8 protein-coding genes are annotated in these 12,855 nt (G+C 66.5%); 1 reads left to right on the top strand and 7 read right to left on the bottom strand.

What is annotated here, in order from left to right:
* The first annotated feature begins 18 nt into the window (after positions 1 to 18).
* The gene (locus tag A6B35_RS04950; protein WP_006201261.1) at positions 19 to 438 is read left to right on the top strand and encodes a VOC family protein; all 420 of its coding nucleotides are present in this window, start codon (positions 19 to 21) and stop codon (positions 436 to 438) included.
* A 21-nt stretch (positions 439 to 459) separates the two neighbouring features.
* Here A6B35_RS04950 and A6B35_RS04955 read toward each other — a convergent pair whose 3' ends face one another.
* The 7 genes from A6B35_RS04955 to A6B35_RS04985 all read right to left on the bottom strand — a co-directional run bounded on the left by A6B35_RS04955 (position 460) and on the right by A6B35_RS04985 (position 12,805).
* Positions 460 to 741 (bottom strand): cupin domain-containing protein, encoded by a 282-nt coding sequence (locus A6B35_RS04955; RefSeq protein WP_006201262.1) that lies wholly within the window; start codon positions 739 to 741, stop codon positions 460 to 462.
* Between the two features lie 131 nt (positions 742 to 872).
* On the bottom strand, positions 873 to 1,196 hold the full coding sequence (gene trxA / locus A6B35_RS04960) for a thioredoxin (protein ID WP_006201263.1): 324 nt from the start codon (positions 1,194 to 1,196) through the stop codon (positions 873 to 875).
* A gap of 74 nt (positions 1,197 to 1,270) precedes the next feature.
* Positions 1,271 to 4,789 (bottom strand): double-strand break repair helicase AddA, encoded by a 3,519-nt coding sequence (addA, locus tag A6B35_RS04965; RefSeq protein WP_006201264.1) that lies wholly within the window; start codon positions 4,787 to 4,789, stop codon positions 1,271 to 1,273.
* Positions 4,786 to 7,905 carry a double-strand break repair protein AddB gene (gene addB, locus A6B35_RS04970; protein WP_006201265.1) on the bottom strand — a complete coding sequence of 1,040 codons (3,120 nt, stop codon included), beginning with the start codon at positions 7,903 to 7,905 and terminating at the stop codon, positions 4,786 to 4,788. Before addB ends, addA begins: the two co-directional genes overlap by 4 nt.
* Positions 7,906 to 7,965: 60 nt before the next feature.
* The gene (locus tag A6B35_RS04975; protein WP_081482098.1) at positions 7,966 to 8,730 is read right to left on the bottom strand and encodes a nucleotidyltransferase family protein; all 765 of its coding nucleotides are present in this window, start codon (positions 8,728 to 8,730) and stop codon (positions 7,966 to 7,968) included.
* A complete protein-coding gene (locus A6B35_RS04980; protein ID WP_006201267.1) occupies positions 8,727 to 10,232 on the bottom strand; it encodes a bifunctional tRNA (adenosine(37)-N6)-threonylcarbamoyltransferase complex ATPase subunit type 1 TsaE/phosphotransferase in 1,506 nt (501 codons plus the stop codon). Before A6B35_RS04980 ends, A6B35_RS04975 begins: the two co-directional genes overlap by 4 nt.
* 8 nt (positions 10,233 to 10,240) lie before the next feature.
* A complete protein-coding gene (locus A6B35_RS04985) occupies positions 10,241 to 12,805 on the bottom strand; it encodes a sensor histidine kinase (RefSeq protein WP_006201268.1) in 2,565 nt (854 codons plus the stop codon).
* Between the last annotated feature and the right edge of the window lie 50 nt (positions 12,806 to 12,855).

The following is a 12,855-nucleotide window of genomic DNA, read 5'->3' on the forward strand; positions in this document are numbered from 1 at the left end:
CACCGCAAGGAGCAAGTGATGATCAAGGTAAAACAGCTCGCTCACGCCTGCATTTTCGCGCATGATCTGGAAGCGACGCGGAGCTTCTACCGCGACGTGCTCGGCATGGACACCCAGTTCAATTTCCTGCGCGACGGGAAGATTTTCGGCTTCTACCTCAATTGCGGCGGCCGCAGCCATGTCGAGGTGTTCCAGAAAGACGAGGCTAGCTACAGCGAGCTGAACCAGATCAACCATTTCTGCCTTGAAGTGGAAAACATCGATGCCGCGATCGCCCACATAAGGGCGAAGGGCATCGACGTCACGGCCAAGAAACACGCCTGCGATGATACCTGGCAGGCCTGGATCCGCGACCCCAACGGCGTGAAGATCGAGCTGTTCGAATACACCGAGAAAAGCGCGCAATTCACCGGCGGCGATCGCATCGCCGACTGGTGATCGCGCCGCGGCCCGAGAGGCCTATTTCAGCTCGATCTCGATGAAGGCGTATTCGCCCTCATTGGCGTTGATCACGTCGTGCTCGACGCCTTCCTTGCGGAAATAGGGCGCGCCCTTCTTCATTTCGGCGAAGGTTTCGCCGTCCTTGGTCAACAGCTTCACCTTGCCGTCCATCAGCGGCACGACGACATAGTCGTGGCCATGGCGGTGCCAGCCGGTGTTGTCGCCCGGCTGGAAGCGGTACTCGGTGACGATGACGCGCTCATTGTCGATGAAGACGGTGGCCTTGGCGGATCCGGTCATGGGGTTCTCCTGTCCTTTTCAAGCAGAAGACATGGAAGATCGTCGCGCGAGGGCCAGAGCACGTTGAGCTATGACGCCAAAGAAAAAGCCCGGCGCGACGGCCGGGCTTGTCCTTCAACATTTTAATCGGCTCAGGCGAGGTTGCCGTTGATCCAGTGTGACAACGCGGTCTTCGGCGCGGCACCCACCTTGATGTCGGCGCGTTCGCCACCCTTGAAGATCATCAGCGTCGGGATCGAGCGTACGCCGAACTGCGCCGCCAGTTCCGGGTTCTCGTCGATGTTCAGCTTGGCGATCTTGACCTTGCTGCCGAGTTCGGTGGCGATCTCTTCGAGCGCGGGCGCGATCATCTTGCACGGGCCACACCATTCGGCCCAGAAATCAACCACGACCGGCTCCTTGGCGTTGAGCACATCGGCCTCGAAATTGCTCTTGTCGACCTTGACGGTGGCCATGCGGAAATCCTTTCGAAAAATTCGGTTGCACCAAATGTGGTGGTTGTCGCGCCCTTCTTCAAGCAGTTCTTGTGTCACGCTCCCGTGAGTCTAGCAAGGGCATCGTCCATGACCGCCGCCGGCAGTTCGATCAGCCTTGGAGCCTCGGTAAACAGCAGTGCTGCCGAGATCTCGTGGCCGGGATAAAGCGGCTGAAGCAGCGCCCGATAGAGCGCGAGCTGCAGCACATAGGCCGGCGGCACCTCGGCAATCGTCGCCGGTGCCGGCCGGTTGGTCTTGTAGTCGACGATCGACACTTTGCCCGATGTCACCGCCAGGCGGTCGATCTTGCCGGAGATGGAGCGTTTCCTGCCCTTCACCTCGAGGCTGCCCATGATCGAAACCTCGGCGCGCGATGACGAACCGAACAGCGGTGCGAAGCGCGGATCGGCAAGGATCGAGAACACCGAGGCGAGCGCCCTGCCGCGCTCGGCTTCGGACCATTCGGCGCCAGCGCGCGCCAGATAGCGCTCTGCCGCATCCCGGCGTTCGGCCTCGGCGATGCCGGGCAGCATCTGCAGCAGTTTGTGCAGCGCCAACCCGCGCATAACAGCAAAACCGGGCTCCGCCTCCGCATCCAGCACCGGTGAGCGTGTGTCGGCCACGGTTTCCTTGCCCTCGTCGATCAGTGCCGAAGCGCCGGACGGCGACAGCGGCCGCGGCAGGTCCTCGTAAGGCGGCAGCGGCCGGAACAGGCTCTCGGGCAAGGGCGCGAACTGCTGCGCCGGCCTGTTCTCTCCACTCGCCGCAAGCGCCACCGGCGGCAGCTTGGTCATGTGGAAGCGGTGTACGGGCTCGCCGGTGGCGGGATGCTTGCGCTCAGTGCTTTCCGGCGCGCCTACCAGTGCGCGGCTGACGATCGAATGCCAGGTGCCAGTGCTTGGCGCGCGCTTGCCGCAATAGCCGCAGGCGATCAGCCGATCCTCGGCGCGGGTCATGCCGACATAGAGCAGCCGGCGGTACTCGTCGTCGGCGAGGTCGCGCGCGCGGGCGGCTGCGGTCTTGGAAAAGCCGTTGGCGACGTCGCTGGCCGAGCGCCAGAGATAGCCCTTGCCGACGAAATGCTCGCCAGAGCCTTGGAACGGCATCAGCCTCGGCAGATGCTGGTCGCTGAACGGCGCCGAGCCGCCGTCGACCAGGAAGACGACTGGCGCCTCCAGGCCCTTGGCGGCGTGCACCGTCATGACGCGCACTTCGTCGCGGGTCTGGTCCATCTCACGCTTGATCTCGGGGCCGGTGCTTTCCAGCGTCGCCAGGAAAGCTTCCAGCCCCGGCAGGCCGGTCCGTTCCTCGGCGAGACAAAAGCTCAGGAATTCGTCGATGATGTCACCGGCTTCCGGTCCGAGCCGCGCGATCATTCTCTTGCGCAGCCCGTCGCGGGCGAGTGCCGCGGCATAGAATTCGAACACCGGCTTGAACGCCGCCTCGTCCGCCCAGGCATCCAGCCGGCTAACGATGGCGGCCAGCGCGGCGTCCTGGTCGGCATGCAGTCTCAGCGAGCCGATCAGCGACTGTCCCGATGGCCGCCCGCTTGCCAGCGCAAACAGCTGCTCCTCGGAAACATCGAAGATCGGGCTGCGCAGCACGGCGGCCAGTGACAGGTCGTCTTCCGGCTGAATGAGGAAATGCCCGAGCGCGATCAGGTCCTTGACCGCGATATGGCCTGGCAGGCTCAGCCGGTCGGCGCCGGCGACCGGGATCTGCCGGTTCTTCAGGCTGCGCGACAGCGCGTGCACAAAGCGGTCACGCTTGCGCACCAGCACAAGAATGTCGCCGGCCGTCAGCTTCCGTCCCTGGCCTTCGATGGTCTCGCCGTCGCGGAGCCAGGCCTGGATGGTCGCGGCGACATGTTCGGCAACGCGCACTGCCGGCGCGCTGGCATGGTTGACCGGCAAGGTCCAGTCGTCGGGTTCCTCGACCGCATCGGCGCCGATCGACGGCCAGACCTCGACATAGCCCGGCGCGTCGGTCCGGATCGCCTTGTGGCTCAGCGGGTCGGGATCGTGGCTGATGCCGCGCCGTACGCCCGGTTCGGCGAAGACGCGGTCGACCGCGGCCAGCACGTCGTCGGTCGAGCGGAACGACCATGTCAGCTTGAGATCGGCGAACGAGGCGTCCGCGTCGCGCACGCGTCCGGCAAACAAATGCCGGCTGTCGGCAAACGAGTCCGGCGCGGCACCCTGGAAGGAATAGATCGACTGCTTTTCGTCGCCGACAGCAAACATCGTCCGCTGCACGGTCTCGCGTTGGCCGAGCCCGGCAAAGAACTCTTCCGTCAGCCGCTTCACCACCTCCCACTGGTCGGGACTGGTGTCCTGCGCCTCGTCCAGCAGAATATGGTCGATGCCCTGGTCGAGCTTGTATTGCACCCATGGCCCGGCGTCGGGTCGCGCCAGCAGGCTGACTGTGCGGGTGATGAGATCGTTGAAATCGAGGAAGCCGCGGCCGCGCTTCAGCTGCTCGTAGCGCGCGATCAGCCAGCCGGCGATCGTCAGTGCGGCACATGTGCCTTCCAGCATTCGGAACAGCGCCAACCTGTCCGAAACCTCGATTATGGCATTGACGGCAGCCAGATAGCGTTCTGGAAGGTCGGGCAGCCGGTCGAGCAGCGCCTTTTTGAACGCCTTTTGTGGGTCGTAGGGGTCGCCGTCCGCCTTGAGGAAGGCCTTGCCGAGCATCTGCAGCCGGCGGATCGGGTCCTTCTCGGCGAAGGCGGCACGGGCATAGGGCAGCAAATTGTTCAAGACCGCGCGGGCGTCGGTGGCTTCGGCAGTCTGGGCGAAGCCGACAAAATAGTCGGGCAGGAAACCCGGCAGCGGCCAGACGGAGGTGGCTATGCCTTCGGCCGTTTCGCCGGCGCGGAACCGGAATTCGTCGAACAGCGGCTGGAAGCCCGGCCCGTCACGGCCAAGCGCGCCGATGAAGGCGCGTAAGCCGTCGCGCTTGTGCACGATCTCGGCAAGCAGCGCGTCGAGACCGGCTTCGCCGCCGCGCTCCAGCACGGTGGCGAAGGCCCCGGCCAGCCCTGCCTCGCCGGCGGTGGTACCCGAAATCATGTCGCGTCGCGCGGTAGCGAAAAGCGACGCCTCCATCTGTGGGTCGAGCATTTCGAAATGCGCGGGAATGTTGGCTTCCAGCGGAAACTGGTGCAGCACCGATTCGCAGAAGGCGTGGATGGTCTGGATCTTCAGCCCGCCCGGCGTCTCCAGCGCCTCGGCGAACAGCCGCCGCGCCCGGCGCATCGTGTCGCGATCGGCCCGGCGGCCGTCCAGAGCTTCGATCCGTGCCGCCAGTTCCGTGTCGCCCAGCGCCGTCCATTCGGAAAGCGTCGAAAACACCCGGTTCGACATGTTGGCGGCGGCGGCGCGCGTGTAGGTCAGGCAGAGGATCTTCGACGGGTCGGTGCCGCGCAACAAAAGCCGGATGACGCGCTGCGCCAGCACATGGGTCTTGCCGGAGCCGGCATTGGCCGACACCCAGGCCGAATTCAGCGGATCGGAAGCGCGCGCTTGGCTGGAGGCGGTATCGCTCGGGATCGGGTAGGCCTTTTTCATGCCTCCCCCGCCTCGTCGTCGTTGTCGCCGCCAGCCGACCATTCGAGCACGCGCGCCAGGTGGTCGTAATCGCCGTCCGCCTCGCCCTCGCGGAACGGCAGCGCGCGCGACAGATAGCCGGTCGTCGGGTCGGCATAGTGGAAGAGCAGCTGTTCCAGTCGCGCCCAGGCCTCCTCGGCGAGGTCAGAGGCGGTCCTCGGCTTGCGGTTGTATTCGAGGATCGATTCCTCGAACACGTCGCCATTCGGCTTCAGCCGTACGAAGGCAAGCTGCGACGGCTCGCGTACATCGAGCGTCTTGAAGGCGCCGCGCCTGAGCAGCGCGCCTTCCAGCGCCAGCTGCGGCGCCAGCAGCGTATGCGCCTGCGCTTTGGAGGGCGAGGAGCCGGTCTTGTAGTCGAGTATGTCGGCCATGCCGCCGGCCAGCAGATCGACGCGATCGGCATAGCCGGACAGCGTCACGCCGGTGCGGCCGACGGTCGTCCTCTCCGCACGCTCCTCAGCATGGCGTTTTGCGACGGCGTCGGCGCGGCCGTGTTCCCATTCGATGATGTTGGTGGCGAGCTTTTCGAAGCGCGGCCACCACACCGCCTCGACATCGGGCGGCAGCGCCGCCTCGGTAAAGCAGATGCGGCCGGCTTCGATCAAGCCAGCGAGAGCGCCGGGCTCGCGCGGGTCCGGCACACGGCGCGAGAACAGATGCAGGATGGCGTGAAACAGCGTGCCGCGCTCCGCCGCACCGGGATCGCGGATCACCGGATCGAGCGGCATCAGGCCGAGGATCCTCCTGGCGTAGATCGCATAGGGGTCGCGGCGCAGCGTCTCGATCTCGGTGACCGAGAAGTGCTGCGGCCGCACGCCGAGCGGCGGCCTCGGCTGCGGCCTTGGCGCAAAATCCTGTTTTTCGCCGGCGTCGAGCGCTCGCGCCCAGGCCAGCAATTCGTCGCCGCGCCGCGCCGGCTCTGCCGCATGCTCCTTGCCGATGAAGGTGAGCAGGCGCTGCAGCCAGCGCGACGGCACCGCCGGTGCGTCGCCGGAACGTGCGGAGCGCGTCAGCACCACCTTTCTCGCCCCCATCGCCATCTGGAAATCATGCGCGGCCAGGCCGATGCGCCGTTCCGGCGGTTCGAGGTCGATTCCGGTCTTCATCAGCCGCGACATGAAGCGATCGCTTTCCGGCTTGCGCGGCCACACGCCTTCGTTGAGCCCGCCGATGACCAGCGTGTCGACGCTTTGCAATCGTGCTTCCAGCGCGCCCCAGATGGCGATGTTGCGGTCGGTGCCTTGCGCCGGCTTGACCGTTTCCGGCGCGATCAGCGCCTCCATCACGTCGGGCCATTCGACGGCCGCAAAGGAGAACGGCGCCGATGCCGCGACCAGGCCGCGCAGCAGCTCGGCAAGCTTTTCGCCGGCATCGCCGGCATAGAGGTCGGCGAGGCTGCCATCCACTGCCCGGCCGAGGTTTTCCAGCGCAACGATGCTCGCCCGCGTCAGCGCGGCGAGATCGGCGTCGCGCTCGTCGCGAAAAGCGATGAGCGGGGAGAGTGCCGCCACGAGACGGGCAAGCACATCCCGCGCATTCTCGATGCCGCGCACCGTCAGGCGTGAGAACCAGAAGGGCGGTCGGCTGTCGCCAAGGCCCGAGAGGCGGGCCTCGAAAAGGTCTGCGAGCGTCGCCGCGTCAGGACGGCCGGTACCGCCGCGCAACGCCACCAGTTCGACGATCTCCGCCGCGTGGCGCACGCCTGTGCGTTCCAGGCCAAGGCTGAGCAGTGGATGCTTGAGCAGCGACAGCAGGCCGACCGGGTCGCCGGGCCGGAACACGGCCTGCAGCGCCAGTCTCAGCAGGCTGGCGGCCGGCGTGTTGGCCAAAGGCGTGCCGCCGGAATCGTCGGCGACGACGTCGAAGCGCTTGAGCTCCGCCGAGACGCGCCGCGCCAGCGCACGATCGCCGGTGACGAGTGCGGCGCGCTGGCCGGGCTGTTCAACGGCGCGCTTGAGCGCCACCGCGATCGCCACCGCCTCATCGCGTTCACTGGCGGCTTCCACCAAAATCACGTCGGCCAGGGCCTCGGCGATATCCCCAGCTTGGAAGGCAAGCCGTGTCTCGGTCCACAGCTCGGTGGTCTCGGCCGGCCGCAGCGCCTCGCCGACCAGGGCCGCGCGCAGCGCCAGCGGCCGGTCCGCGGCGGCGATCTCCTCGACATCCGCCCGAAGCACACCGATGCCGCTGATCAGCTTGGCCAGGCCGTATTGCGGGTGGCCAAGCAGAGCCGGGCGCGCGCCGGGCGTCGAAAGGGCTGCAAAGGACGCCTCGTCCAGCCTGCTGTCGAGGCCGGGCAGCACGATCGCGCCATTGGGCAGGCCGGCGATCGCGGCCAGTAGTTCGGCCGTCGCCGGGATCGAGCCGGTCGAGCCGGCGGCGATCACCGGCCCGGCCGGTGGATTGCGTTTCAGCCGCGCCGCCTCCAGCCGGATCAGCGCGCTGCGATGCGCGGCCGGGTTCGAACGCTGGCGCTCTTCCAGCAGCTTCGGCCAGTTGTCGGTGACGATGCCGAGAAAATCCAACGTCACCTGCCACCAGCCGGCGAGATTGCCGGTCACCAGCGTGGCGAGCTTGGCCCAATCCGTGCCCTCGGTCTCGATCTCGTCCATCAGCCGGGCAAGGTCGCGCGCCAGCCAGATCGCGTCGGCGGCCGAGGCCGGAATGACGATCTCCTCGTTGAAACGGGCAGCGACCGCCGCCGGCAGATGGCTCTTCCACAGCCGCACCAGCGGCGCCAGCAAGAGCAGCCGTTCCTGCGCAGCGATCGGCGGCGCCAGATCGATGGCCAAAGCTGCCTCGGCATCGAACGCGGCCTCGTCCTCGTCGAACTCGCCGAGCGGGCGCACCACCGGCAGGATCGCCGAGCGGCCACCCAGATGGTCGACAAAGGCGCCGCGCAGCGCCCGCGCGGCACGGCGGGTCGGCACATAGATGGTGACGTCGGCCAGCGCCAGCGGATCGCCGTCGAAGCGGAAGCCGGGAACCAGCCGGCCGGCCAGCAGGGCCTCCGCCAGCGTCGGCAGAAACGGCGCTCCTGATGGTATCGAGAAGACGCGGCGCAAGCCGCTCATTGCGACCCAGATCGCTGTGCGCCCGCTTGGGCGCACAAAAGACGATCTGTTTCTTTGAGTCTACGCATCGTGCTTTCCGAAAATCGACCCCGATTTTCGGGCCGATGCGGTGAGGACGCCGGCGACGGCCGCTTCCGCCAGCGGAATGGCATCGGGCGTGCCGACGGTGATCCACTGCCCTCGCATCTGCATGCCGAACAGGCGGCCAGCGGCGATGGCCGTATCGAAATAGGCGTTGAGCGAGTGCGGCTTTGCCGGTGCGTCCTTGAAGATGCGCGGATGCATGATCGCCGCCCCGGCATAGATCACCCCGGCCGGGTCGCCCTTCGAGCGCCGCAACGCGCCGTCCGGCGCCATCAGGAAATCCGTGCCGACGCAGTGTCCGGTCGCTGAGTCGAGATCGGTAAGCATCAGCAGAATATCCATTCTCGAGCCGTCCCATGCAAGGGAAAGGCGCTCGAGGCTGGGCTGGCCGCTGTCGATCCAGAACGTGTCGGCGTTGATGATGTAGAAGGCATCCTTGCCCAGATCCGGCAGCGCCTTGACGATGCCGCCGGCCGAGTCGAGCAGGGCAGCGCTCTCGTCGGAAATGACGATTTTCGGTGCCCGCCTGTCGGCGACATGGGCGACGATCTGCTCGGGAAGATAATGGACGTTGACGATAGCCGTCTCGACGCCGGCCATGGCGAGGCTGTCCAGCCCCCAGTCGAGCAGCGTCTTGCCGGCGATTTTCACCAGCGGCTTCGGCATCGTGTCGGTGATCGGCCGCATGCGCTTGCCAAGCCCCGCGGCAAGCACCATCGCAGTCTTGGGGTTAGCGGTCACAGCGGTCGTTCTTCCAGCAGGCCATGGGCGACATAGAAGGCGTGTAACCCGGCAAGCGCAGGATGCGCCAGTGCCCGCCGCAGATAGTCGCGAATGCGCGGCAGGTGCTTGAGGTAGAATGGCTTGCCGTCGCGCTTCTCGAGCCGCACGAAAATGCCGAGGATCTTGGAATTGCGCTGCGCCGCCATGATGGCATAGGCCTCCCTGAAGGCCTCCTCGTCGAAGGCGCCGGCGGCGTGGCGCGCCGCGATATAGGCGTGGAGCGTCCGCTTCTCGATCTCGGGCGATATCGTGACGCGCGCATCCATCGCCAGCGAGGCGACGTCGTAGGCGGCGGGGCCGATCAGCGCGTCCTGGATGTCGACGATGCCGAGGCGGTCGTGCCCGGACCGCTCGCCGCGCCAGATGATGTTGGGCGAATGGAAGTCGCGCAGCATCAGCGTGTATTCGCTGGCCGCGAGCCGGTCGAGAACCGCGTTCCATTCCCTGGCGTAGCCGGCCCGCAAGGCATCGCTGGCCGGCCCGCTGGTAATCATCGGCACATACCAGTCGACCAGCAGCTCGGCCTCGATCATCATGGCGTCGCGGTCGAAAGGCGGCACGTCGTGGAAGATCCCGGGCGCTGCCTGCATCCGCTCGGGCCAGGCCTTGCCGTGCATCATCGCCAGCAGTTCGGCCGCCGCCGCGTAGCGCTCGGCCACCGGCTCGCCGTCGCTGCCCAGAAACCCTTCCGAGCCGAGATGCTCGAGCAGCAAAAAACCCTGGTCGAGATCCTCGGCGTGGATTTCCGGCACGCAGACGCCGGCGGCCAGCAACGCCTTGTCGATGGCGACGAAGGCCGCAACGGATTGCGCGGAATGGGCGATCACGGCATAGGGCTTGCCGTCACGCACCGGCGGGCCTAGCACCAGCCGCGGCGAATTCATCAGCACGCGCGGCGCAAGGCCGTTGTGCGAAACAATCTCATAGGAGCGGGCCGAAGCGTCGCCGACGAAATGGCGGCGGCTCGCCTCACCCCATCCGGCCGAGTCGAGAAAATCGCGCATCGCCAGCGACCGCGCCGCGCGATCGAAGGCAGCACCTTGCCCCGACAGGCTTGCCCGACGGCCCTCGTCCTGATGAACGAGGTCGATCCAGAGCGTGCCTGCCGGCATCCGGGTTTCGGCCCGCTCCGGCCACTCAACCAGTGCTGCCCCTTGCGCCAGCGCGTCGTCGAAGCCGAGTTCGTCGAGCTCGGACGCCGAAGACAGACGGTAGAGATCGAAATGATGCACGGGCACGCGCGTGTCGTAGCTTTGCACCAGCGTAAAGGTTGGGCTCGGCACGTCGAGGGCCGTATCGTCGGCCAGTGCCCTGATCAGCGCCCGCGCTAGTGTCGACTTGCCGGCGCCGAGGTCGCCCTTCAGCGCCAGCACATCGCCGGGGCGCAGTGCCATGGCGAGATCCTCGCCGAGCCTTGCGGTCGCGGCCTCGTCGGCGAGAAAGCGCTCCAGCCCTGCCATGAAGCGCGCTACTCGGCCGCGGCGCGAATGCCCGAAGGCGCGTCGGGGAAGGTGCAGATGACGGTGGTGCCGCTGTCCCTGCCGGTCTGGATGCGGACGCTGCCGCCATGCAATTCGACGAAGCTCTTGACGATCGACAGGCCAAGGCCAGCGCCGCGCCGGCGCCCGCCATTGGCTCTCGGCTCGAAGCGGCGGAACACCGAATCGAGCACGTCCGGCGGCATGCCGGGGCCGTCGTCATGGACGGAGAATTCCACCCCTTCGGCCAGCTGCCGGCAGGCCAGTGTCACCGTGCTTGCCTCCGGTGCGTAATTCGCGGCATTGCTCAGCAGATTGTAGAGGATCTGGCGGATGCGGGTCTCGTCGCCGTGGAAGCTTTTCGGCGCCGCCGCCGCATCGACCTTGAGCTTGATCGAATGCTCCTCCAGCCGCTCGGCGACCAGCTCGGACGCTGCCGCGATGGTCCGCTCGACGCTGACTTCGGAAATGTCGAGCTGCATGATGCCGGCATCGACCGTCGCCAGATCGAGTATGTCGTTGACGATGGTGAGCAGCACCGAGGAGGACGAGCCGACATGCTCGACATACTCGCGCTGCTTCGGCGTCAGCGGCCCGGTCGCCGGTAGCGACAGAAGCTCGGTGAAGCCGATGATGTTGGTCAGCGGCGAGCGCAGCTCGTAGGAAACGTGCTGCACGAAATCGTTCTTCAGCTGGTCGGATTTCTCCAGCGCCTCGTTCTTGTCCTTCAGCGCCCGCTCGACATTGACGCTGTCGGTGACGTCGACGAAGGTCATCATCACCTGGCCGTTGGGCAAATGGATGACGGCATAGCGCAGCACAGTGCCGTTGGTGAGTTCGGTCTGGCCATGGCGGTCGCGGCGCTCGTCGTCGAAGCCGGTGATGGCGGCGACGAACCCGCCCCACGGGCTGTCCGCGGCGCGCTGGTCGCAGAGGTCGCGGATCGCCTGGACATGGACGTTGGGCTTGACCACGTCCTGGCTCAGCCCCCACAGCGCGACGAAGGCCGGGTTGGAGAGGCGAAGCCGCCCGTCGGGTCCGAACACGGCAACACCTTCGGCAAGGTTGTCCAGCGTCTCGCCCTGGACCCGCACCGCCGTCTGGTAGCGGCTTTCGAGGTCCATCTTCTCGGTCAGGTTCTCGAATACCCAGGTCACGCCGCCCTTGGGCTGCGGGTTGGCGACCACGCGGATCGTCTTGCCGTCAGGCAGATGCCACCAGTGCTCCTGCGATTCGACAGCGCGGTAGGCGCTGAGCAGGCCCTCCTTCCAGCGCCGCCACTCGGGCTGCTCGGCGATCTTGCCTTCGCTGCGCAGCCGGTCGAGCAACAGGGCATTGTCCGGGGCGCTGTGCAGGAAGCCGCTGTCGAGATTCCACAGCTTCTGGAAGGCCTGGTTGAAGAAGCGCAGCTTCTCGTCGGTGTCGAAGATCGCAACCGCCGTATTGAGCTGGTCGAGCGTGTCGGCGTGGCTTCGGACCGTACGCTCATATTCGCCGCGGATGGTTTCGGTGGCGCTGGTGTCGTAGGCAAGACCCGCCGAGCCGTCGGTGCCGGCGAAGTCGGTGACCGCGAACACGCGACGGTCGCCCTCGATCACCGTCGACAGCGTCTGTTCGAAGACCGGGCGCGATTTGTGCTGTTCGGTAATCGTGTCGCGCGCCTGGCCGCCGAGGAATTCCTTGGCCTCGCGAACCGCGGTTTCGGCGTTCTGCGCCTCGACCGCTTCGGCATAGGCACGGTTGACCCATTTCAGCCGCCCGTCGGCCGCGCGCAGCCATGTCGGCATCCTCAGCGCGTCGAGCAGGCCGAGCATGGTGTCGTAGTCGGCGCCGAGCCGCTGGTTCTCGATCTTGAGCCTTGCCTGGCTGCGCAGCGTATCCGACAGCGAGACGAAACGCACCAGCACATGCGCCGCACTCTTGCGGCCATAGACTTCGAGCGGCACGCCGGCCTGCGATTCGATGACGAGATCGAAGGCCTTTGCCTTTTCGCGCAAGGCGGTGATCGCGTGTTCGAGCGCCGCCGCCGAACGCGGCATCAGCCAGCGACCGAAGGCGAGGAAGGCTGCCCGGTCCTCGGGCGCGCCGCTCTCCACCGGCAGGGTTCCGAGGAGCTCGGGTTTCTTGTTCTCCGAGGTCCAGACGACCACGCGCTGGTCGCGCAGGTTGAGCAGCGCCTCGGAGCGCTGCAGCGCCGCGTTGACGTCTGCTATGCGGGCCCTGAGTTCGGCATTCTGCGCCGAAGTGCGCGCCCTTTCGCGGATCAGGAAGATCGCCGAGACGAGTGCCGCGCCCATGACGCCGGCGAACATGGCCATTTGCATGACCTCGACCGCGCTGACCCCCAGTCCGGCCTTTTGAGCGACGTCGGGTTCGGCATGCGCGGCAAACACAAGCAGCGGACCGGAAAGCACCGAGGTGGCAAGAAATGTCCCGATGCGGGCTCCGGCACGCAATGAAAGACGCCCGCCCGCGACGGCGGGACCGGTCCTTGTCGAATCATTTTGGCCGCCGGAAACGGCCTGTCCCGCCTGACGCGGGTTTTCCCCCGGCATGTCTTGGTCCTCTTCGCCGCCTGAATGCAAGACCGCCCTGATACGCGCGC

This window comes from Mesorhizobium amorphae CCNWGS0123 (assembly GCF_001686985.1).
Taxonomy (GTDB): domain Bacteria; phylum Pseudomonadota; class Alphaproteobacteria; order Rhizobiales; family Rhizobiaceae; genus Mesorhizobium; species Mesorhizobium amorphae.